Origin of the sequence: Streptococcus vestibularis ATCC 49124 (assembly GCF_000188295.1) — a bacterium.
Classification (GTDB): Bacteria; Bacillota; Bacilli; order Lactobacillales; family Streptococcaceae; genus Streptococcus; species Streptococcus vestibularis.
The window spans coordinates 1,324,620-1,348,740 of the sequence record NZ_GL831112.1; the positions used below are offsets into that span (position 1 = coordinate 1,324,620).

Sequence of the window (24,121 nt, forward strand, 5' to 3'; positions counted from 1 at the left end):
GACACAAAAAACTGTCATTCTCTTAAGAATGACAGTAGATTTTAACCTTATTAAGAAGGTGAGCCTTAAGACTCATTTATACTACTTAAGCAAGTTCTTTGAGAAACTCCACTAGGATAGCAGCTGATTGTTTACCCGCCTGAATAATGAATTCGTCAAAGGTAATATTAGCGTCATGGGCTGCTGTATCACTCATAGCACGGATAACGATGAAAGGTTTCTTGACACTGTGTGCAGCTTGAGCAATGGCTGCTCCTTCCATTTCCACGGCTAAGACTTCTGGAAAATGCCCTTTAATAGCATCAATCTTATCCTGACCCGCAATAAAGCTATCTCCTGTCGCAATAAGACCAATTTTAGAGTCGATAGAGGCTTGAGCTAAAACCTTTTCAAAAGTCTCTACAAAGGTAGAGTCACTTTCAAAGTAGAGTGGTTGCATAGACATTTGCCCATAGTCATAGCCAAATGCTGTCAAATCAACATCGTGGTAGGCTAATCTTGATGCCACAACCACGTCTCCAATCTTAAGTCCAGGTGCTACTGCTCCTGCAGAGCCAGTGTTAATTAGGGCATCAACCTCAAAGTGGTCTGCTAGAACAGCCACAGACATGGCTGACATGACCTTTCCTACACCTGATTGCACCAAAACAACATCATGTTTACCCAATCGTCCTGTATAGTAGGTGTTGCCTAAAACAATTTCTTCAACTTTATTTTCCAATTGCTCCACTAGAAGCACTAATTCCTGCTCCATGGCAGCGATAATTCCGATTTTCATATAGTTCCTTTTTTACTTGTAATCTTATCAGAGTTCAGCAAATACATCCATCCAACTCACAGACTTTTTAGAAATAAAAGACAGCAACAATGAGAATAATCAAGAGGACGACAATCCAAAAGAGGATGCGATTAAGCTTGTGCTGAAATTGATTACGTTTAGCATTCTCAATCCGGCGGCTCTTGTATGCAGAAGGCTGATAATTAGCCTCATAGTCCTCTGCATAGAACTCTTCCTCGTAGTCCTGATAATAAGGATAATCCTCTAAGTCAATTTCCCCACGCTTGGCCTGCTCAATGACTTCGTCAGTCAAAAGTGGCTTACTCATAACTTATTTTCCTCCAAAATGAAGTGCATAGTACTGGAGAGCAATGATGGTTTTAGCATCCTGAATAGCACCTGAAGCTACGAGTTCCATACACTCCTCATAAGTCAACTCATAAATTTCAAGAAACTCATCTTCGTCAAGTGGACGTGGATTTTCAACAGGCTGGAGATTTGTAGCAACATAGAGCCTAATTTTTTCATTACAGAAACCAATGGCTGTGTAAAACTCATGAATCAATTTAAGTTCGCCCCTATACTGAGTCTCCTCTTCAAGTTCACGCGCTGCTGCAGCCATCTCATCGCCAGCCTCACCGACTTCCAGTTTACCCGCAGGAATCTCGTAGGAAACGGCCTCAATAGCCTTACGGTATTGCTTGACGATAATAATTTTCCCTTCAGGGGTAACAGCTAAAACGGCCACTGCTCCCTTGTGGAAAATCAGTTCACGGCCAGCTGTCTTACCGTCTGGCAAGAGAACTTCATCCACTGCAACTTCAAAAATATGTCCCTTAAATTTTGACTCACGTTTGAGTGTTTTTTCTTCAAACTCCATGACTTGACTCCTTTAATCTATGAGCCCAATCTAATTCATCTCTTCAATAGAAGCAAGACTTAGATAGGCTTAAGCCTACTTTTGTTGGCTTGGGTGGTGAGGTTTCTTAATAGCGTAGCCTTCTTTATTGACCTGACGGCCGCGTCCAATAGCTACGCTGTCAGCTGGAACATTATCCGTAATGGTTGAACCAGCTGCTGTAAGTGCATTGTCCCCGATTTCAAGCGGTGCAATCAAGGTTGAATTGCTTCCGATAAAGACGTTGTTAGCAATTTGAGTCTTGAATTTATGTTGACCATCATAGTTTACAGTGATCGTCCCTGCACCAAAGTTAACATCAGAACCAACTTCCGCATTACCAATGTAGGTCAAGTGACCAGCCTTAGTATTTTCACCGATAGTAGAACCCTTAACCTCGACGAAGTTACCGATATGAACGCCTTCTTTGAGCATTGAATCCGGACGAATATGGGCAAATGGACCAACGGTAGCACCTTTTTCAACTACTGAATGCTCAATCATTGAGTTAGTGATGACGGTATTGGCACCGATAGTTGAATCAACAATATAAGTGCCGTTGGTCAACACTGACTCTGCTCCGACTTTAGTCTGTCCTTTAAGAGTAACATTAGCTTCAACCACAACGTCCGGTGCAATTTCCACATCTACATCAATGTATGTCGCATTTGGATTTTGGAAAGTAACACCATTAATCATGTGAGTCTTGTTAATACGACGACGCATAATATCTTCTGCTGTAGCTAGGGCAACACGGTCGTTAACTCCAAGACTTTCTTCAAAGTCACGGAGGGTAAAGGCACCTACCTTTTCACCATTTTCACGGAAAATAGAGATGACGTCCGTCAAATAGTATTCCCCTTGAGCATTGTTAGTATTAATATTTTTAAGCGCTTCGAAGAGACGTTTATTGTCAAAGACATAAGTCCCTGTATTAATTTCTTTAACCTGTTGTTCAAACTCATTTGCATCTTTTTGCTCAACAATCTTAGTGACTTCACCATTTTCATTACGGATGATACGGCCATATCCAAATGGATTGTCGGCAGTTGCAGTCAAGATAGTGGCAATATTTTTGTGATTAACGTGGAAATCAATAAGGTTTTTAAGGCTTTCACCGGTAATCAAAGGTGTATCCCCAGCGATAACAAGCGTTCGTCCTTCAAGTCCAGCCAACTCTTCTTCAGCCATCATTACTGCGTGACCTGTCCCCAACTGCTCTGTTTGCATAGTGAAGACAGATTGACCATCCAAAACCTCACGAACAAGCTCAGCCTTGTGACCAATAACAGTAACATTTTTAGCTGGTTCAATAGCTGAAACTGCACGGAAAACATGCTCAAGCATAGTAATGCCTGAAACCTTGTGCAATACTTTTGGAAGATCTGATTTCATGCGAGTTCCTTTACCCGCAGCAAGGATAATAGCGTAATTACTCATTTTCTTTTTCCTTCTTAATATTTTTTGTAATGATTTCTTTCGTGACGGTCTTAACCTTGATCCCCAAATCTCAGGACCTTATCCTCCCACTGGGATGGCCAACTCAAGAAAGGAGAGCTTGAAAAAGCACAATTTCTCATTTATGAGAAAATATATCTTTCAGAATAACCGTTTTTAACGGCGTCTGATTATCTATAATCGCCCTATTATACCATAAATAAGAAAGTTTTGGCAGAGTGGACGGTATTGAAAAAAAGAGCTTCCGCTCTTTTTCTAAGTATAGTTATCCTATAACCATTCTTTGTATTTCTTAATATAGATATGCTTCACAAAGGTAACACTAAGCATATACAAAGTAATGATGATAAACAAGAGAATGAAATAGAGACCGTTTAGATGGCTGAGTTTTAAGAGATCAGCCAATGGACTGTATGGAAGAGCAGTCACAAAGAAAGCAGCAAATAAGGTTGTCACAACAACTGATAGTGCTGGGTGACTTTGAATAAATGGTAGTTTTGGTGAACGTAACATGTGGATAACCATGGTTTGAGACCACATAGATTCGATAAACCAACCTGTTTGGAAAATAATGATAAAGGCTGCTGCTTCTGGTGAACCATGAACATAGCCATGCCCCAAAATCATTGGCACAATGATGAAATAGAGCAAGATATATGTCAAAATATCAAATACGGACGAAATAGGTCCTATCCAAGCCATGAAACGCATGATTGATTTGGCTTCCCAGATATGTGGCTCTTTAAGAAATTCCTTGTCCACATTGTCAAATGGAAGGGCGATACAAGAGATATCATAGACAAGATTTAGGACAATCAAATGCACAGGTGCCATTGGTAGGAATGGTAAGAAAATGCTGGCAAAGAGGAGAGAAAAGATATTCCCGAAATTTGAAGAAACGGTCATCTTGATATATTTGGTCATATTAGCATAGACCTTCCGTCCTTCAACCAAACCTTTTTCCAAGACCATTAAATCCTTATCAAGCAAGATAACATCTGCAGTTTCTTTGGCGATATCAACAGCTGTATCCACAGAAATCCCCACATCTGACACCTTCATGGATGGGGCATCGTTGATACCATCACCCATATAGCCTACCTTATGCCCATTTTCCTTAAGGCTTAGGATAATTCGTGCCTTTTGGTCTGGGGATAACTTAGCAAAGACTGTTGTCGTTTCCACAGCCTTAGCCAAATCTTGATCTGACATGGTATCAAGATCACTTCCAAGTAGAATGTGCGTCACATCTAGACCAACTTTTTCACAGACAGCCTGTGTCACCTTATCATTGTCTCCAGTCAAAATTTTTGTGGTCACACCATATTCCGCCAAAGCCTTGATAGCAGGTGCTGCTGATGGTTTTGGTGGGTCAAGGAAGGCAAGATATCCCGTCAAAATCATATCACTTTCATCTTCGACACTAAAGACGTCATTTTCATTAAGCTGTGATTTGTAGCTAACACCGAGAACACGCAAACCTTGTTCATTCAACTGTGCAACTTCCGTAAGGACTTCCTCACGAACATCGTCAGTCAATGGGATAATGTCTCCCTTGTATTCCACATAGTTAGAAACAGAGAGCATTTCTTCAAGGGCACCTTTTGTCACCATGCTAACCAATCCATCAGTGTCTTGAACAATGACACTCATGCGACGACGTTCAAAATCAAAAGGTAGCTCATCAATCTTGTGGAAGGTCTGGTCAAGGTCACGAACGATGTCATGTTTCTTAGCTTCTCTTTCAGTTCGGCTAATAATGGCACGGTCCATAAGATTTTTTAAGCCAGTTTGGAAATAAGAATTAAGATAGGCTCTCCGAAGTACTGATAGGTCAAGGTCACCATGGATATCAAGAGGGTACTCAAGAACGATTTCATCCTGAGTCAGGGTTCCTGTCTTATCCGTACAAAGGATGTCGATAGCCCCTAGGTCTTGAATAGCATTAAGCTTTTTGATGACCACCTTTTCCTTGGCCATAATGATAGAACCCTTGGCAAGACTGGCTGTGATAATCATCGGCAACATTTCTGGGGTCAAACCGACTCCCACACTAAGGGCAAAGACGCCGGCTTCAAGCCAGTCCCCATCTGTTAAACCGTTAATCACAAAAACAACAGGAACCATAACCAACATGAGTCGAATCAAGAGCCAAGAAATGGAATTCATCTCACGTTCAAATGAAGTTTGTTCGTCATAAGTATTGATGGTCTGCTCAATTGCTCCCATCATGGTCTCATCACCAACAACTAAAACCAAGGCTGTTGCACGACCAGAGATAACATTAGTTCCCATGAAAGCAAGGCTCTCACTTTCAAGCAGGCTCTCTAGATTTTGACCATCTGCTTTAGCCAGACAAGCTTTTTCCACAGCATCGCTTTCACCTGTCAAGCCAGACTGTTGAACAAAGAAATCACGAGAATCTAGTAAGACCACATCAGCCGGAATCATATCTCCCGCACTTAGTTTGACCACATCTCCAACCACAATTTCATCAATTGGGATTTCTTGCTCACTGCCATCTCGAAGTACTGTTGCTGTATTGACAATCATGCGAGACAAATTACTGGCAGCCTTGTCGCTACGAAGTTCTTGAATAAAACGGATACCACCAGATATCAAAACTAGAGTGACAATGATGATAGAAGTCGTTGGGTCTTCTTCACCCGGTTTAGCAAGCCAGACATTGGTGATAAAGGAAACCAGAGCAATGACTAAGAGAATAACAGTAAAGGGATTGATGATAGATTCATAAATCTTTTTGATGATAGAATCCTCTTGTCCTTTGGTTATGACATTTTCCCCATAAAGGGCACGGTTTTCTTCTACTTGGTCTTCCTTCAAGCCATCCAAATGAGTCTTGTAGCGAGTAAGGGTTGTTTCAAGTGGCTCTTGAAGAGCAGCAATAAGTCTTTCTTTATTTGTTGACATTGGAATCTCCTTATTTAATCAGGAGCCAATCACTTATGGAGTCCCTAAGACACTAATCAGCGATTGACTGGTTAGGTGCGGTTCGGGGTGATCGTCGATTAGTCTCATAGGTTTCTCCTTTCATTTTTTTACATAGTGGGTGGACCTCAGACAAAAGAAAAGAGTCCTACCCATATACAGGTGAGACTCTATAAACTCGAGGTTGATTTTTTAATAGATTCTGTCAAAAAATGGACCGTTCAAGCTTTAGCTCCGCAAGGCGATGAAATGAGCTTAGTCTTGACCTTGGCGATCAGGACTGTTGACCAACGAGTAGTGTCTCCACTGCTTTGCGGTAGTCATCCGTATCCTTGTGGTAGCCTCACCTACCGTATTTCACTGAAAATAATACTCCTAAGGCAGTAACTTGTCAAGGGGAAAAGTTACTTTTTGCTTGAGTGGGTAATAAAAAAAGAGCTTCCGCTCTTTTTTGTAAGATATTCTTTTGTAAAATGGATTTTTTTAGACTTTCCTGAAGTGAGTGCGGACGTCAGCGATCTTCTTCGAAGTTCCATGACTAATTTTTGAGCCCCTTCACTTTTTAATTTCTAGGCTCAGGCTAAAACAGTTTCCCGAACTGTTTTACTCTCAAAAATTCCGAGTTCTTGAACCACTAGTGTTTCAAGAACTGTTCTCACAGCGGAAAGTCTCGTTAAATGCTCGTTTAAATCAAGTCTAAACAAGATTAGGGTTACTTATCCTTTACCAGGGTTAAAGTGATATCACCTTTATGACTTCTCTTGTTTGACATAAGTCCCTTGTAACTTGCCATGTAAGATATAATCTACAGATTTGAGCTCATCAATAGTCCGACAATCAAGGGCACACATGATGAGACGAAGGTCATCCTTCCAGCCATTGATAATAGCCACAACTTTATCCACAGAATAACGTTCCACCAATTCAAGGACTGTTCGCGATAGACCTACACCTTTTGCTCCTAGGACCAGACATTTGACCATATCGAGTGGATTTCGCACGCCACCAGAGGCTAGGATTTCCACATCTTCACGAAGGTCTTGGGATTGCAAGAGGGTCTGAACGGTGCTTTGTCCCCAGTCATTGAGGTAATCTCGGTTGCCGCCTCGACTATTTTCAATATAGGCAAAGCTAGTTCCACCACGACCTGAGATATCCACAGTCTTAATGCCCTGAGACATGGCGTAGCGAATGGTTTTCTCATCCATACCAAAGCCAACTTCCTTAAGCACAAGAGGAACCTCTATTTTCTGTGCATAAGTCGCTACATTTTCCTTCCAAGTGTGGAAAATACGCTCTCCCTCAGGCATAAGAAGCTCCTGCATAAGATTAACATGGAGCTGTAAAAAGACTGGATCCATAGCTTCCACCGTCTTAAGCCCCAGGTCCACAGACTTATCAACACCGATATTGGTCGCAAGGTCTAAGTCTGGAAACTCTTGACGATAGTCAAAGGATTCTGGTGCCTCTCCTTTTAGAGCAGCACTGTAGGAACCCGTCACCATGAGAATACCTGTTCGGCTGGCTACCTCAGCTAGTTTTCGATTGACAGCGCCACCTTTGGCCGAACCACCTGTCATGGCATTGATATAAAAGGGAAATTTCCAATCTCGTCCCGCAAAATGTGTGGACAAGTCAATCTGATCTAAATCATAAGTCGGTAGGGACTTGTGGATAAGTTCCATATCGTCAAAACTATTGTAGGGCGACTCGTACTTGAGGGCATAATGGATGTGATCGTCTTTACGATTTGTCATAGGTTATTTCTTTACTTTCTTGCGTGATTATATCTACTAAACTGACCCTAAAGCTCATACAAGAGCTCTATGCCTGCCTGTTGCCATCGCTCAACTAGAGCATCTCGGCTAGCTTGGTCAAAGGCAAAAGCGATACCACAGTCACCACCTCCAGCTCCAGAGGATTTAGCGATAACATCAAGCCCTTGTTCAGCTTCTTTGAGTTTTTTCAACTTGTCCACATAAATATTTTGACTCAATGATTCTAGCTGGTCACTAACTGTTTGAAGGCTGCTCTTAAGCAAATTCTTATTTCCTGTTTCCAGTGCCTTGATGGCATCTTGGACGGCAACTTCTGTTTCACTTAGATACTTGCTTGATATACGAGATTTGGCCATCTTAACCATGTCTTTTGAGATAGCAGCTTGCTTGGTCCACCCCACCAAGAAGCGAGCTTTAAGTACTGACACTACTGGACTAATATGATAACCCCAGTCTATTTCCAAGAGCTCGGATAAAGTCATTTGGTCTATAAGCTCTGCTATTTTTGCACGGTCAAAGGAACGATAGGAAATCAGATCCTCGTATACGATACAAGCTAAATCACCCATAGAACCATTGTCTCCTTGTTTGAGGAGGGTGTAACTAGCTAGCTTAAAGAGACTGTCTTTGGATAAGTCTTTCTGAAGCGCTGCTGCCAAGGCCTTAAAGGTCAATACCACAACTGAACCAGATGAGCCAATACCAAATTTAACCCCATCTCGTTCCAACTTTCCAGTGATTGAAAGGTCCAGAGCGGGCAACTTCTCACCACAATAGGCCTCAAAAGTATTCAAGGCCTCTTGAATGAGGGCGTAATTTACGTCTGGCTCACGGTCCACACTGTAGTCAAACATGTCTGAGGTCAACTGGGTAGTTTGGGCTTTCTTGATCTCTGCTGACATAAAAATAGGAATAAATTGAATTAGGGATGTCTGTCCAGGTGTTAAGACAGAATATTCTCCAGCAATGTAGAGTTTCCCACCTGTTTTTACCCTGGCTCGACTGACCGACTGCTTAAGCATCTGGCAACTCCTTGGTGCGTGAAACGATGACCTGATAGTCCTTACGGAAGTGGTCTGACAGACGGTCCAGGTCTTCTTCCAGACAGAGCACCTTAACATTTGGTCCTGCATCCATAGTGAAGTAACATTGCTCACCAGAGGCTCGGAGGGCCTTAACCTTGTCCATTGCCCGGTAAGAGGCTTCCGTTAGATATGAAAATGGAGGGTTAGCCGTACTTGTGGTTTGGTGCATACGAAGGGCATTGGCTTCAGTGAGCTCACCCACCGCTTGGAAATCATTTGCTTTGAGATAGGCCAACATATCCTTGTAATCCTGCTCAGACTGTTTAATCCACTCTGGGAAGGAGGTCGATGTTTCGGTACACAATTTCATACCATCACGGCTTGATACAGGTTTCTTTTGATCTGTCAAAACCAGCATAATCATGGCCAATTTAAGGTCTGTTTCAACTTGATAAACCTCACCACTATCCTTGTCCCAAGCTGACAATGGACCAAAGAAAGACCGTGATGACGAGCCTGAGGCAAACTTGGCAATTTGAGCTAATTCAGACTGCGTTTTTCCTACTTGGAAGAGTTCGTTAGCCGCCTTAACTAGGGCAGAAAGACCTGAGGAACTTGATGATAAACCTGCAGCTGTTGGCATGTTGTTACAAGTTTCAATCTTGACATGTTGGTTTGGATTGGTACGGAAGAGATCTAAGACCTTGCTGGCCTTGGTTGTTTCTTTTTCCCCTTGGAGCTCATCATCGATATACATGACATCACCAGTCGCATCCTCAGGCAGAAAAGACAACTTGGTTTCCGTATACATATTCTCCAAAGTCAGTGAGATACTGCTGGTTGAAGGAATCATACGCTCCGCATCTGCCTTACCCCAGTATTTGACAATAGCAATATTTGCGTACGATTTGACGCTTACAGGCTTTCTATCCACGTGTTTACGGCTCCTTTTTCTTGAAGTTTTTTAGCAATCGTTTGGGCTTGATCTTTGGTACTTGTTAGGGCAATAATGCAACCACCCAGTCCTCCGCCTGACATCTTTGCTCCCTGTGCACCGTGATCCAGAGCAGTTGCTACTAGAAGGTCCGACAAGTCACAAGATACACCTAAAGATTTAAGATGATTATGGGCTTGAGACATGAGCTGACCAAGAAGCTTTTGATCCTTGGCTTTGAGGGCTAGTTCTGCCTGCTGACTTAATTCGCCCAGTCGGTTCAGGTCTGATAAGGCATCTAGCCCGATAGCCTCAACCTTCTCCACAGCCTCACGGGTGTTTCCATGGATGCCCGTATCAGCAATGACCAGATAGGCACCTAAATTGACCTCGATTTCCTTGAAACCAATGTTTCGCGTAAAGCTGATGGCTTGGTCACTCAAACAGGTCTTAGCATCTAAGCCACTAGGTTTACTATGGGCAATAGTCTCTGCCTGATGGACCAGCATTTCCAAGGTCTCCTGGCTAAGCTCCTGGTCGAAATAATCAAAAACCGCACGAATAGCCGCAATGGCCACTGCAGCAGATGACCCCATGCCACGCTTTTCAGGGACGCTAGACGAAATATCATAGCTGATAGGCTGATTCTTGATTTCCAGATAATTAAGCGCTGAAAAAATCGCTGTCGTCAAGGGATCCTGAGCCTTGAGCGTCAAAGGAGTATCAGCCGCCTGAATCTGACAGACAACCTCAATATCCTTAAGAGGTAGAGCAAGGGCAGGATGACCATAAACTACCGAGTGCTCCCCCATCAAAATAATCTTACTGTGGGCCTTGCCCACTCCTACTTTCTTAGTCATAAGTTATACACACCCACAGACCAATTGGCATACGAGTATCTTTCTAAGTTTTTCATACAGTTTCTAGTGGTAACTCAAGGTCTATCAACCTCCCTGAGTGGATTAAGAGCACCAATCTAAGGAATTTTCCTATGTCACTTCTATCTTATCATCAAAGCGCAAAAAAAGCGACATCTAACCTAGAGTGTCGCTTTGCATTAGAGATATGGTCCTAAATTGATATTTCTATCTTAAACTAGTACAATGCCAATGAGGTTAAAAAATGATTGATGTCGAAAAACTAATTAAACAGAACTCCGAACTAATGGCACTATTAAAGATTATCCACTCTTTCCAACTTAATGACTGTTGGCTTTGTGCTGGAACTTTACGCAATTATATTTGGGACTACTTAAGCACCGGAAATACATCTTCAAATATCAATTTCTCAGATATCGATGTCATTTTCTTTGATAAAAACATATCATATGAGCAAACTGTTGAAATAGAAAATCAAATAAAGGGAAAATATCCTGAATACAATTGGGAAATAAAAAATCAGTATTATATGAATAAACATAGCCCTAATACTGAAAAGTATGTCAGCTCTACAGATGCTGTTTCAAAATTTCCCGAAAAATGTACTGCCATAGCTGCTAGACTAAATGACAATCAGGAACTAGAGGTTTTTATTCCCTTTGGAATAGACGATTTAGTTAACTTCAGAGTCTCTCCCACACCGCATTACTTTTCAGACAAGGACCGACAAACGGTCTATAACGAGAGAGTAAAAAAGAAAAATTGGAACACATTCTGGCCAAACATTTCTATAGAATTTATCAAATAGATTAAACTATGATTTGAGATTTACTTTTTACAATACTTTCCGCTGTGAGAAAAGTTTCTGAAACTCGGAATTTTTGAGAGTAAAACAGTTCGGGAAACTGTTTTAGCCTGAGCCTAGAAATTAAAAAGTGAAGGGGCTCAAAAATTAGTCATGGAACTTCGAAGAAGGTCGCTGACGACCGTACTCACCTAAGGAAAGTCTTAAAAATTTTTCTTCTACATAAAAAAAGAGCCTCTCGGCTCTTTTTATCTTATATCGCAAACAAATCGTTTAGGTTCTCAGCCATAGTTGGGTGAGTAAAGATTTGTTTAGCCAAATCTGTGTATGGAATATGATGGTTCATAGCAAGGGTAATTAGATTGATAATTTCATGAGATTCTTGACCAAAGAGGGTCACTCCCAAAATTTCCTTAGTTTCAGGATTTACCACAGCTTTGAAGGCTCCACGCAAATCACCGTTCACATGACCACGAGGCATACCTGCCACTGGCATTTCTTTAACTGCTACTGGCAAGCCTTGTTCCTTGGCTTGGTCTTCAGTAAGACCAACTTGAGCCAAAGGTGGGTTGAGGAACATAGCTGTTGGAACAACTCCACGTGTTTCAAGGTTATAGCTACCATCTCCTGTTAAGTAATTAAAGACAATACGGAAATCGTCTAGTGAGATATAGGTAAATTGAAGACCACCATTAACATCACCCACTGCAAAGACACCAGGAACACTTGTTTCCAAATGTTTATTGACTTGGATACCACCGCGCTCAGTCAAGGCGATATCAGTATTTTCCAAGTGAAGAGGTTCGATATTAGGCTTACGTCCTGTCGCATAAAGGAGCGCATCAAAACGGAACTCACCTTTGTCAGTAACAACGACAACTTCATCGCCATCATTCTTAACTTCGGAAGTTTTAACACCTTGCTCAAAGACAATGCCGTCCTCTTCCATGTATTCCTTGGCCAACTTAGCAATAGATGGCTCCACACGTGGCAAGAAGCTAGTCGCTGCATCTAAAACAGTTACTTGGCTTCCCAAACGGTTATAAAGGCCAGCAAATTCAAGACCGATATTACCACCACCTAAGACACCCAAACGTTTTGGTAAGGCTTCAAGGGTCTGAATACCAGTTGAATCGTAGACATGCTTAGTTGTTGTCAAGCCAGGAATAGGCAAGACATTAGACACAGCACCTGTATTGATGACAATAGTCTCAGCTGTAAGCTCTTGACGGTCATCACCAGCCACCACTTCGATAACCTTATTTGACACGAAATGTGCTTCTGCATCAATGACATCAACGCCATTGTCTGCCAACATTTTATAATTCTTAGCATTAAGACGGCCAGTCACTGCACCACGTTCTTTCATGGTATCGTCAAATGACCAGCCCTTCTCTGCCGCTACAATCATTGTCTTGGTTGGAATACACGCAATATTAATGCAAGTACCACCATACATAGCTTTACTGCGCTCGATGACAGCAACTTTCTTACCAGCCGCATTCATCTTAGCAGCCAAAGTTTTACCGGCTTTACCAAAACCGATAACAATCAAATCATAGTTTACCATTTCTGTATCCTCCTATATACTGCCATTCTATCATTTAATTTTTCAGACTGCACATATCTGAACTGGAAAATAAAAAAGCTACAGCTTTTATTGTAACCCCTTTCTCATCTGTTTTTAATAGATTTCCATAATTCCACTACCTAAGCCTTTTCTCGCAGAAATTCTAATATAATTTTATTAAATTGCTTACTTTCGATAAAGGCCGCGTGACCCTGTTTGCCAAATTCATAATAGGAAGCACGGGGAATGTTGTTGGCAAGTTCTCTCACACCATCTACTCATAGAACCAGATCTTTTTTAGCTCCCAGAACAAGAGTCGGACAAGCGATTGCGTTTTTCTTTACTCGCAGACTTTAAAAGTAGCCTATTAATCAGATATAATTTTTTAAAACGGGATTGATATGATAACGCTTTCACTTTGTCTAAAAAGCTCAAAAATAGCAAGTTAAAAATCTTCCCTCCTTTTTAAATCTTGAAATCTTGCTTCTAAAATACGACAAAAGAGCCCAACCAAGCGGCTGGGTTCTTAAGTGTAAACTAAATGATCAAAAGAATATTTCTCCTTAGGCACGTCCTCCTTTTCAATTTCAAAAGTGGTACCAATGTAAAGTCCTAAAGCCTTATTTAAAACTCTTAACAAAATAATCTAAGAGTCCTTGATCTGCTAATTGCTTATGACTCAAGAGAAACTCTGTATGATTGGACTTCCTTCCGTAACAGGTTCTTCATTACTAGTAATTCCAATTAAGGGAATAGTCAGTCGTCTTGCTCCTTAAAATAATCAAGTAGGAAAAGAGCGTTTTCTACATAGTAATTAACAGCTACAGGCAAGGCCTCATCTTTCACAAGAAAATCATCATGATGCCAGTCTGGGGCATCCTCCTCACCATTAGAGCCGACAAAGGCAAAGACTCCTGGTATTTCCTTTTGATAGGCCGCAAAGTCTTCTCCGCCTGTTGATGGCAGCGTTTCAATCACTTCTGCGAAGGATTTAGAATTTTCAAAGATGAGAGGTGTGAGCGTCTGGTCATTGTAGGTCACGTAAGGCGAATTACCCCAGCTTATCTCTACCTCAGCACCGAACTGGTCTGCTGTCGCCTGAACGACCTTTTCAAAACGAGCAATAACAGATTCACGAACCTTAGGTTCAAAGGTACGAATCGTTCCTTCGAAAAAGCCAGCTGCTGGAAGAACATTCCAGGTATTTCCAACTTCGATATGAGTGACTGACAATACAGCTGATTCAAAGGGCGATACCGTCCGAGCCACAATTTGCTGTAAATTATTAATGATAGTCGTAGTAACCAAGACCGTATCCACACCTAAGTCAGGACGGGCCGCATGGGATGAAACACCCTTGACATCAACCCTAAACTGCTCCACGCCTGCCATAATAGCACCAGAACGAAGACCAATCTGACCAGGTTTCAAGTGAGGATTATTGTGATAACCGATAATAGCTGACACACCTTCAATACCGCCCGCTTCAATGACCTGATAGGCCCCTTGGAAATTTTCCTCAGCCGGTTGGAAAATCAAGCGAACGGTCCCCTTAAGCTCTGCTTCTCTTTCTTTTAAAAGCTGAGCAGCTCCAAGAAGAGAGGTCTGGTGAAAGTCATGACCACAGGCATGCATAGCCCCATTGTCGCTGGCATAAGGAAGTCCTGTCTTTTCCTTAATCGGTAGGGCATCAATATCAGCACGCAAAGCAATAATCGGATAACCTGACCCAATCTCAGCGATAAGTCCTGTCTTCAAGGGATAATTTAAAGGCTCAATACCTAGATTTTTCAAATAAGCTTTCAAAAAGACTGTCGTCTCATGCTCCTCCTCAGAGACCTCTGGATGTTGGTGAATCTGATGACGCGTCTTTGCTAAATGATCATAAAATGCTTCTGTCATAATGAACCTCCGTCTCTGATCAGTTTTGGATTGTCAATCCTTTTTTAAAACTCTCAATCGAATTGATTCCATCATACCACCAGAAACAAGGCTTGAGAAATTAAAAAAACTTATAGAATGTCATAAGTTTTACTTATACCCCTAGAAAAGACCGTCGTTATGGGCCTTACAGTATTAAGCCTAGTGATAGGATGGACCTATCAGGAGATTGAAAGTTCCTATCATACTTTAGTAGGAAGAAATGACTAGCCCAGATAAGTACGCAAAATCACTTTTTCTGCTTCCGTTAACGCTCGGTAGGATCCTACTGCTATCCCTTCATCAAGCTTAAACGCTCCAAAAGAAATCCGCTTAAGATAGGTCACCTTGACCCCATAAGCCAAGAACATCTTTTTCACTTGATGAAACTTACCTTCCGAAATCGTAATTCTAGCACAGCTCTTGTCGCTCGCAGAACTTAGAATTTCTAGCTGAGCTGATTTACAAATAGTACCATCCTCAAAGACAACACCTGACTCAAAAAATGCAGGTGTATCAGGCCCCAGAATATCATTAACCTCAACATAATAAGTCTTAGCCACATGATAGCGTGGGTGAAGCATGGCAAATCCCAAGGGACCATTGTTGGTAATCAGCACCAGGCCTTCCGTATCTCTATCCAATCGGCCCACAGGATAAAGACCCTCTCGCTGATCTTCAGGCTTAATCAAATCAATAACTGTCTGGTGCTTCTTGTCACTTCGAGCTGACACTACACCTGCTGGCTTATTCATGAGATAGTAAACTTCTGGCGCATGCTCCAGTTCCTTACCAGAAACCGTGATGCTTTGAAGACTAGCATCCACATTAAGATTATCTCGATCCGCCAGGACACCATCTACATATACCTGACGACTACGAATGAGCTTCTTGACCTGATTGCGAGAACCATAGCCCGCCTGTCCTAATAATTTATCTAAACGCATAGCCCTATTGTACCATGGATAAGTATAGTCTAATAGTCTAAAAAAGCCTACCTAAGAAGGTAGACTCATATTACTAAAAATTACACATTCACATGGAAGACCTGTCCAACCACATAGGTCACAAGCATGGTCAAGAGTCCTACTGTCAAATTACGCAACATAGCTTGTTTAATAGGTGCTTTTCCGAGCTTGGCACTGATATAGCCAGTCAAGAGCAAAGTCAGTGCAACCACAACCACAGTTACAGGAATACGATAAGGCTCTGGGAAAAGCATGATGGCTAGTGTTGGTGGCAAAGAACCCACTGAAAAAGCAAAGAAACTAGAGATGGCAGCGTGCCATGGATTTGTGATTTCTTCTAAATCAACTCCATATTTTTCCTCAACCAAGACCTTGATAGGATTTTTACTGAAGGCCTGATTGACCTTAACTTCCGCTGCTGTTTCGCAATCCCCCTGACTGAGGAAGGTTTGGTACAAACTCTCTCTAGCTGCTTCAGGTGAGCGATCCAGGAGAGCTTGTTCCTTAGCGATGGCAGCTTCTTCGGTATCTTTTTGCGTTGAGACACTGACATATTCGCCACCGGCCATCGAAAAGGCACCAGCAAAAATCGCTGATAGGGCTGAAATCAAGATAAACCAGATGTTAGATGTCGCACTGGCCACACCGATAACCACTCCTGCAATGGAAATGATACCATCATTAGCACCCAACACGCCAGCTCTCAAAATATTCAAACGTTCTGCAAAATTCTTATCTTCCAATTTATTTGCTCCTTATTTAGAATCATTCTAAAAAATATTATAACAGTTATTTAGAATGATTACAAATAAGAAATTTGAAAAAGCCGAGATTTCTCTCGGCTTCTTAACTCGTTTAACTTAGGCAGGTGTTACATCCAAGCTCTCACCAATAGCCTCAAGGCGTTCGACAACGTCTTCTTGGCTCAAACCATTTTCGGAGACATAACGGTTGCGTGGGTGAACACGGCATTCATGTGAGCAGCCACGAAGGTACTTGTCTTCATTTTCCTCTGAAGTAAGGATACGGCGGTTACAGAATGGGTTACCACAGTTGACATAGCGTTCACAAGGTGTGCCATCGAACCAATCCTTACCGACAACTATAGGATCTACATGGTTGATATCAACAGCAATGCGCTCATCAAAGACATACATCTTACCATCCCAAAGCTCCCCTTGAACCTCTGGATCTTTTCCGTAAGTCGCGATACCACCGTGCAATTGGCCAACATCTTTGTAGCCTTCACGAACCATCCACCCTGAGAATTTCTCACAACGGACACCACCAGTACAGTAAACAACCACGCGCTTATCCATGAACTCTTCTTTATGGTCGCGGACCCATTGTGGCAATTCACGGAAGTTGCGAATGTCAGGACGAATGGCTCCACGGAAGTGACCAAGGTCATACTCATAGTCGTTACGTGTATCGAGGACAACAGTGTCCTCATCTAAAAGAGCATCTTTAAACTCTTTTGGTGACAAGTAAGCACCTGTCGTTTCAAGTGGATTAATGTCGCTGTCAAAGTTGTCATCCTCTAAACCAAGGTGAACAATTTCCTTCTTGTAGCGAACAAACATCTTCTTGAAGGCTTGCTCCTCTTCCTCATCAATCTTGAACCAAAGGTCCTCCATCCCTGGAAGGCTGTGAACGTAGTCCATGTATTTTTGAGTGGTTTCATAGTCACCAGAAACCGTTCCATTGATTCCCTCGTCAGCAACCAAGATACGTCCCTTTAGACCGATTGACTTACAAAAAGCCAAGTGGTCAGCCGCAAATTGCTCAGCGTTTTCGATGGGAAGGTATTTATAATAAAGCAATACTCGAATAGGTTTTGCCATTGTATTTCCTCTTTCTTTATGAAATATCTATATTTGTTGTTTGATAGTCAAATTCAACTTAATTATTATAGCGCTATCAAAGAGGACTAGGCAATTGATTTGCTTGGAAGCACATTTTCACAGAAGAAAAAGGCTGAGTGCCAAATGCCTCAACCTGAGTTCCGTCGGATTGTTTTTCCACAAGATAGTATTACAATTTCGCAGCAGCTGCTTGATCCAAGATAAGAGTCACGTCTGGATGATTTTGCAAGACACTAGCTGGCACTTCCTCTGTCACCGGACCCTTGACCATCTTGAAAATGGCATCTGCCTTCTTGTCACCATAGGCAAACAATATTATCTTCTTAGCAGCCATAATAGAAGCAATTCCCATTGAAATAGCCTTTGTAGGGACTTGATCACGACTGGCAAAGAAACGGCTATTTGCTTCAATGGTGCTATCCGTCAAGTCGACCACATGAGTTTGACTATCAAAAGGCGTACCTGGCTCATTAAAACCAATATGCCCATTACTTCCGATTCCTAGGATTTGCAGGTCAATGGTATGATGCAACAAGATGTCATCGTAGTCCTTAGCCGCCTTCTCCAAATCTTCAGCCATGCCGTCAGGCATGAAACTCTCTTTAAATGGCTTAGCGTCAAAGAGTTGAGCCTTCATAAAGGCATGGTAGCTCTGCTCATGGTCTGGTGCTAGTCCGACGTATTCATCCAAATTGACGCTGTAAAGTTCCGAAAAATCCACATCACTCTCAACCATCTCTTGGTAAAGGGCGATAGGGGAACTACCTGTCGCCAATCCCAATGTTTGAGCACCCGCTGCAAGGCTCTCTTTTAGAAGTTCAAAGGCAACTTGGCCTCCCTCAACTTGATTCTTAACTAAAATCTTTTTCATTCTATTCACCTCAATATTGGTATATACCATTTTTCTTTATTATCTCTTTTTTTAACGCTTTTGTCAAGCGCTTTCACTCAACTCCTTTAATGACGGTCGCCCTATATCGTGCTATAATAAAAAGGCTGAAAATTTTTAAACGAGGAAAGAAATGAATACAAACGATTTTGATTTTGAACTACCAGAAGAACTAATTGCCCAAACCCCATTGGAACAACGTGACGCCTCTAAACTCTTAGTCATTGATCCTGTAACCAAGGAAATGACTGATACCCACTTCGACCACATCATTGACCAGCTTAACCCTGGCGATGCCTTGGTCATGAACAATACGCGCGTGCTTCCTGCCCGCCTCTACGGTGAAAAAAATGATACACACGGCCACGTGGAATTTCTCCTTTTGAAAAATACCCAAGGTGATCAATGGGAAGTTTTGGCTAAGCCAGCGAAACGCCTTAAAGTAGGTGCTAAAGTCAGTTTTGGTGATGGTCGCTTGACTGCCACTGTCACTGAGGAACTAGATCACGGTGGACGAATCGTAGAATTTAGCTACGACGGTATCTTCCTTGAGGTCTTGGAAAGCTTGGGTGAGATGCCATTGCCACCTTATATCCATGAAAAATTGGAAGACCGCGACCGTTACCAAACAGTCTATGCCAAGGAAAATGGCTCTGCCGCTGCTCCAACAGCTGGCCTCCATTTCACTCCTGAATTGCTTCAAAATATTGAAGCTAAAGGCGTAAAATTGGTCTACCTCACCCTCCACGTTGGACTGGGAACCTTCCGACCTGTTTCTGTCGATAATGTCGACGAGCATGAAATGCACTCAGAGTTTTACACCCTCAGCCAAGAAGCTGCCGATACCCTTAATAGCGTCAAAGCCACTGGAGGTCGCATTGTTGCTGTTGGAACAACCTCAATCCGAACACTGGAAACAATCGGCAATAAATACAATGGCCGACTCCAAGCCGACTCAGGATGGACCAATATCTTTATCAAACCAGGTTATCAATTCACAGTCGTAGATGCCTTTTCAACCAACTTCCACCTTCCAAAGTCAACCTTGGTAATGTTGGTTTCAGCCTTTGCTGGTCGTGAATTCGTCCTCGATGCCTACAAACACGCCGTCCAAGAACGCTACCGCTTCTTCAGTTTCGGAGATGCCATGTTCGTAACACAACGTGCGGGGAAATAAGAGTTATTTTGAGACTTCTCTTACTGGGGAAGTCTCTTTTATTGCACGTCACATTCAGAAAAAATCCACCAGTTATGATGAACTGATGGATTTTCTTGTTTATTTCTCCGAAAATTGACTATTATACAAATCGTAATAAAAACCTTTATCTGCAAGGAGGGATTCATGGTTCCCTTGTTCAATGATTTGTCCATCTTTAAGGACCAAAATCTTGTCTGCCTCTTGAATCGTTGATAGTCGGTGAGCAATGACAAAACTTGTTCGGCCTTGCATGAGGGTCTTCATGGCTTTTTGAATCAAGAGTTCCAGACGAGTATCAACTGATGAGGTTGCCTCGTCCAAAATCAAGATTTTAGGGTCAGCCAGAAGCGCACGAGCAATGGTCAAAAGTTGCTTTTGTCCCAGTGAAATGTTACTTGATTCCTGGTTCATTTCCATATTGTAACCACCAGGCAGCGTACGGATAAAGTGATCCACATTGGCAGCCTTAGCGGCTTCAACAATTTCTTCATCAGTTGCTTCAAGATTACCAAAACGAAGATTTTCCTTGATAGTTCCTTCAAAAAGCCAAGCATCCTGAAGCACCATACCAAACTGTTTACGATAATCTTGACGCGACAAGTTGCGTATATCATGACCATCAACCGAGATAGAACCTGCAGTAACATCATAGAAACGCATGAGAAGATTAATAATGGTTGATTTTCCAGCACCGGTAGGACCGACAATGGCCACCATTTCACCAGGATTGACTTCAAGATTAAAGTCACGAATCAAAGGTTTATCAGCCACATACTGGAATTCCACATGATTAAAGCTAACTTGGCCAGTTAATTCTCCTTCAAGCACCTCAGTAGCATCATTAACCTCGTCTGGTTCATCCATCAGTTGGAAAATACGGTCCAAGGAAGATTTAGCACTCTGCAATTGTCCAGCCAACTGAGTCAAGTTCTGAATAGGTTGATTAATCTGCCAAACGTACTGAACAAAAGCCTGCATATTACCAATCGTCAAGTGACCAGCTAAGACTTGCAAACCACCTAGGACGGCGACAATTAGATAGGTCAAGTCAGATAAACCATTAAGGACAGGCATCATGAGTCCTGAAATGAAATTGGCCTTAAAACCTACCTTTTGAAGGTCTTCCGTAATTTCTTTAAAGTCGTCTAAAGACCTATCCTCACGCCCAAAAAGTTTAAGCACATTGAAACCAGTCAGATTTTCCTGAACAAAACCGTTAAGAGTACCTAGGGCATCAGCCTGCTGCTTAAAGTAAGGTTGAGACTTACTCATAATGAAACGAGCACCAAAGTAAGTAATCGGAATAGTGATAACAACCACAGCTCCCAACTGAAGATTAAGGTACAGCACTGTTCCAATAACCAAGGCTAGAGTAAAGACGGCATTGACAACCTGCAAGAATGACTGCTGCAAGGCATTCGAAACTGTCTCGACGTCACTAGTAAAGCGACCCAAAAGGTCTCCAAATTGTTGCTTATCAAAGTATGACACTGAAGTACGATTGATTTTCTCAGTCATCTCATTTCGCATATCCTGAACCGTTGCTTGCACAGCATTGGTCATAAAATAGTTGGAATAGTAAGAAGCCAACTCATAGATGAGACCACGCAAGAGGTAAAAGACCAAAACTAAACCAACGTAGGAAACGTTGATATGAGCCCCTTCTACCCCCTTAATGATGTCCAGTGTATTTTTAGTCAGTTCCGTAATGGCTAAACCAATGACCACCGGCTCAATGACACTCATGGTGACACTAATAATTTTCAGGAAAATAGCTAGGTAAAGTGGGAAACGGTAAACCTGCAAGTATGACCAAAGGCGGCCAAAACTTGAGGAATGAGTTGTTTTCTTTTTATTATTCTTCATTTTGACCTCCTTCTAGTCTTCCGTAAGACTCTTTTGATTCAATTGTGAATTAGCAATCTCACGGTAAATGTCATTACTTTCCATAAGCTCTTCGTGACGACCACGACCAACAATTTCACCCTTATCAAGAACGATAATCTGATCAGCATCCATAATAGTTCCCACACGTTGAGCCACGATCAAGACCGTCGCATCCTGGGTCACTTCTTTTAGACGACGACGCAAGGTCGCATCAGTCTTGTAGTCCAAGGCAGAGAAGGAATCATCAAAGATGTAGAGATCAGGACGTTTAACCACCGCACGTGCAATTGACAAACGCTGCTTCTGTCCCCCAGAAAGGTTGCTACCACCTTCAGCCAAGTGAGAATCATAGCGTTCTTCCTTACTTTCGATAAATTCCTTGGCTTGAGCCACATCAGTAGCTTGATTCAATTCTTCATGACTGGCATTTTCCTTACCATAACGAATATTTTCACCGATAGTTCCAGTAAAGAGCAGAGCTTTTTGTGGAATAAAGCCAATCTTACGACGAAGCGCCTTAAGATTGTAGTCACGGACATCCACACCATCCACAAGAATGCGTCCAAGTGTTACATCATAAAAGCGTGGAATCAACTGTACAAGTGATGATTTTCCTGAACCCGTAGACCCAATAAAGGCAATGGTTTCACCAGGTTTTGCCTTGAAAGAAATGTTGTGTAGGACAGGACTTTCAGTTTCACCAGGATAGGCAAAGGTCACATTGTCAAACTCCAAATATCCCTTAGTCTCGGTTTCTGTCACGCCATCTTCATTTGGATTGATAGAAATCGGCATGTCCATAATTTCCTGCAGACGTTCACTAGATACCGCTGTACGAGGATACATGGTAAAGAGATTGGCTAGGAAAAGGAAAGACAATAGTGCATGGAAGCTGTACTCAATAAAGGCAACCAAGTCACCGATTGCCAAAGTCCCAGAACCTAACCGCTCAAGAGCAAACCAAACAATTGCCACAATCATGGCTATGATGATTTGCACAAAAAGTGGCTCAGTCAAACCAGTCAATTTAAAAAGTTTGTTTGAATTATCCGCATAGACAGCATTTTCAGAAGCGAACTTCTTCTCTTGAAAATCTTCTCTAGCGAAAGCACGGATGACACGAAGTCCAGTCAGATTTTCACGAGCATACTGGTTAATCTTGTCGAGCGTTGTCTGTTGCTTTTCAGAAAGCGGACGCGTTTTTACCGCCACATACCAGACAACTACGGCTAGGAAAGGCAAGGAAATTGCCACAATCCAAGCCAAAGATGGACTTGTCGTCAAAATCAAAAAGACACTGGAAACCATCATCAAAGGAGTGATAACACCCAGCTTGAGAACTTGATCTGCAAACTGCATGAGAACAAAAGCATCCGACGTGATACGAGTCACCAAAGAAGATACCCCAATTTGTTCGTACTCATGGTGTGAATACTCCTGAAGCTTAGCATAAATGTCATTACGCATGACTTGCACCATAGTAGTGGTCAACTTACCAACCGCATAGGCCAGAAGCACACGACCAACAATACCAGTTAAGACCACACCAAACATGACCCAAGCATAGGTATAAAGCTTGTCTGCATCCCCACGGTTAATTCCCTCATCAATCATTCTGGCAAGAACCGTCGGCAGCCCCAAATTGGCAATAACAAATAAAATGGCCGCCGTAAAATTCATCGCTAGCCACTTAGGATAACGCTTGAGATAAGACCAAATATAAGCCATAAATTTCTCCTTTTCTTCTTCATTAAGCTATACTCTTACGTTTTCAAAAGTCGATACCAACTTCCGAAACATTAAAAAGTACAGAAAAGGGCGTGACAAGCACGCACATCACCTACATTCTAACAAATGGAAATATTAAAAGCAATAGAAAAAAGCAGGGCTTACACCCTGGTTTTCTTTATTAAGCGACTTGAGTCGTTACCTTATTATTTTAAGAGTAATTGAAGCAGACTTATTCTAATTACTGATATTGCTGAATTTATTTAATGGATTTACATTTTGACAATTTTTAGGAAGGATACTGAGGAGGTTCTGGAAGGTTATTTAGTTACCCTGTTTGAAGATTATAATTTCAAGCAAAGTCAACTCATCCATAGAGGATTTGGCCAATGTTCTGATACACTTGAAAGCTTATTTGATTAACACTCCGTAACTCTACTTGAGTGTTTACACAAAATTATTGACAGTATCTGTTTTTTACCAAGAATAAATAAGTATCATTTTATTTCAATTAAATGATACTTTCTTTAGTTCAATGTGTACATATTCCTTTTATAGATAAAGTGAAAAAAACTGATGAATCATTTGATTCA

General features: G+C 41.9%; 19 protein-coding genes and 1 riboswitch. Of the genes, 2 read left to right on the forward strand and 17 right to left on the reverse strand.

The window, feature by feature from the left end; translation table 11 throughout:
• Positions 1-85 precede the first annotated feature (85 nt).
• The 9 genes from HMPREF9425_RS06510 to mvk form a co-directional block, all read right to left on the reverse strand.
• Complete coding sequence (locus tag HMPREF9425_RS06510) at positions 86-778, reverse strand: 5'-methylthioadenosine/adenosylhomocysteine nucleosidase (RefSeq protein WP_003097645.1); 693 nt, start codon at positions 776-778, stop codon at positions 86-88.
• 67 nt (positions 779-845) lie between these two features.
• A complete protein-coding gene (gene macP, locus HMPREF9425_RS06515; protein ID WP_003097646.1) occupies positions 846-1,106 on the reverse strand; it encodes a cell wall synthase accessory phosphoprotein MacP in 261 nt (86 codons plus the stop codon).
• A gap of 3 nt (positions 1,107-1,109) precedes the next feature.
• Positions 1,110-1,658, reverse strand: a complete 549-nt coding sequence (locus tag HMPREF9425_RS06520) for an NUDIX domain-containing protein (protein ID WP_003097648.1) — start codon at positions 1,656-1,658, stop codon at positions 1,110-1,112.
• Between the two features lie 75 nt (positions 1,659-1,733).
• Positions 1,734-3,116, reverse strand: coding sequence for a bifunctional UDP-N-acetylglucosamine diphosphorylase/glucosamine-1-phosphate N-acetyltransferase GlmU (gene glmU / locus HMPREF9425_RS06525; protein ID WP_003097650.1), 1,383 nt, complete (start codon positions 3,114-3,116; stop codon positions 1,734-1,736).
• Between the two features lie 288 nt (positions 3,117-3,404).
• Positions 3,405-6,065: a magnesium-translocating P-type ATPase gene (gene mgtA, locus HMPREF9425_RS06530; RefSeq protein ID WP_003097653.1), complete on the reverse strand. Its 2,661-nt coding sequence runs from the start codon at positions 6,063-6,065 to the stop codon at positions 3,405-3,407.
• A 224-nt stretch (positions 6,066-6,289) separates the two neighbouring features.
• Positions 6,290-6,445: riboswitch (M-box (ykoK) riboswitch) on the reverse strand.
• A gap of 387 nt (positions 6,446-6,832) precedes the next feature.
• Positions 6,833-7,840: a type 2 isopentenyl-diphosphate Delta-isomerase gene (gene fni / locus HMPREF9425_RS06535; RefSeq protein WP_003097655.1), complete on the reverse strand. Its 1,008-nt coding sequence runs from the start codon at positions 7,838-7,840 to the stop codon at positions 6,833-6,835.
• 47 nt (positions 7,841-7,887) lie between these two features.
• Positions 7,888-8,883, reverse strand: coding sequence for a phosphomevalonate kinase (locus HMPREF9425_RS06540; RefSeq protein WP_003094239.1), 996 nt, complete (start codon positions 8,881-8,883; stop codon positions 7,888-7,890).
• Positions 8,876-9,820: a diphosphomevalonate decarboxylase gene (mvaD, locus tag HMPREF9425_RS06545; RefSeq protein WP_003094632.1), complete on the reverse strand. Its 945-nt coding sequence runs from the start codon at positions 9,818-9,820 to the stop codon at positions 8,876-8,878. Before mvaD ends, HMPREF9425_RS06540 begins: the two co-directional genes overlap by 8 nt.
• On the reverse strand, positions 9,802-10,680 hold the full coding sequence (gene mvk, locus HMPREF9425_RS06550; protein ID WP_003093452.1) for a mevalonate kinase: 879 nt from the start codon (positions 10,678-10,680) through the stop codon (positions 9,802-9,804). Before mvk ends, mvaD begins: the two co-directional genes overlap by 19 nt.
• 262 nt (positions 10,681-10,942) lie before the next feature.
• On the opposite strand from mvk, the gene HMPREF9425_RS06555 reads away from it, so the two are divergent.
• Positions 10,943-11,506 carry a nucleotidyltransferase family protein gene (locus tag HMPREF9425_RS06555; RefSeq protein ID WP_003097657.1) on the forward strand — a complete coding sequence of 188 codons (564 nt, stop codon included), beginning with the start codon at positions 10,943-10,945 and terminating at the stop codon, positions 11,504-11,506.
• Between the two features lie 250 nt (positions 11,507-11,756).
• Here the strand turns inward: HMPREF9425_RS06555 and HMPREF9425_RS06560 are convergent, their stop codons facing one another.
• From HMPREF9425_RS06560 to HMPREF9425_RS06585, 6 genes are all read right to left on the reverse strand, one after another.
• Complete coding sequence (locus tag HMPREF9425_RS06560) at positions 11,757-13,073, reverse strand: FAD-containing oxidoreductase (RefSeq protein ID WP_003097661.1); 1,317 nt, start codon at positions 13,071-13,073, stop codon at positions 11,757-11,759.
• A gap of 756 nt (positions 13,074-13,829) precedes the next feature.
• Positions 13,830-14,975 (reverse strand): amidohydrolase, encoded by a 1,146-nt coding sequence (locus HMPREF9425_RS06565; RefSeq protein WP_003097673.1) that lies wholly within the window; start codon positions 14,973-14,975, stop codon positions 13,830-13,832.
• A gap of 245 nt (positions 14,976-15,220) precedes the next feature.
• Positions 15,221-15,940: a 16S rRNA pseudouridine(516) synthase gene (locus tag HMPREF9425_RS06570; protein ID WP_003097676.1), complete on the reverse strand. Its 720-nt coding sequence runs from the start codon at positions 15,938-15,940 to the stop codon at positions 15,221-15,223.
• An 80-nt stretch (positions 15,941-16,020) separates the two neighbouring features.
• A complete protein-coding gene (locus tag HMPREF9425_RS06575; RefSeq protein ID WP_003093917.1) occupies positions 16,021-16,704 on the reverse strand; it encodes a VIT1/CCC1 transporter family protein in 684 nt (227 codons plus the stop codon).
• A 117-nt stretch (positions 16,705-16,821) separates the two neighbouring features.
• Positions 16,822-17,805, reverse strand: coding sequence for an oxygen-dependent tRNA uridine(34) hydroxylase TrhO (trhO, locus tag HMPREF9425_RS06580; protein WP_003094431.1), 984 nt, complete (start codon positions 17,803-17,805; stop codon positions 16,822-16,824).
• 190 nt (positions 17,806-17,995) lie between these two features.
• On the reverse strand, positions 17,996-18,697 hold the full coding sequence (locus HMPREF9425_RS06585) for a glucosamine-6-phosphate deaminase (RefSeq protein WP_003093842.1): 702 nt from the start codon (positions 18,695-18,697) through the stop codon (positions 17,996-17,998).
• Positions 18,698-18,848: 151 nt separating this feature from the next.
• Here HMPREF9425_RS06585 and queA point away from each other — a divergent pair, with 151 nt between their 5' ends.
• Positions 18,849-19,892, forward strand: coding sequence for a tRNA preQ1(34) S-adenosylmethionine ribosyltransferase-isomerase QueA (gene queA, locus HMPREF9425_RS06590; RefSeq protein ID WP_003097680.1), 1,044 nt, complete (start codon positions 18,849-18,851; stop codon positions 19,890-19,892).
• A gap of 99 nt (positions 19,893-19,991) precedes the next feature.
• Here queA and HMPREF9425_RS06595 read toward each other — a convergent pair whose 3' ends face one another.
• Entirely contained in the window at positions 19,992-21,779 is a 1,788-nt protein-coding gene (locus HMPREF9425_RS06595; protein ID WP_003097683.1) for an ABC transporter ATP-binding protein, read from the reverse strand.
• 12 nt (positions 21,780-21,791) lie between these two features.
• Positions 21,792-23,528, reverse strand: a complete 1,737-nt coding sequence (locus HMPREF9425_RS06600) for an ABC transporter ATP-binding protein (RefSeq protein ID WP_003097685.1) — start codon at positions 23,526-23,528, stop codon at positions 21,792-21,794.
• Positions 23,529-24,121: the final 593 nt, after the last annotated feature.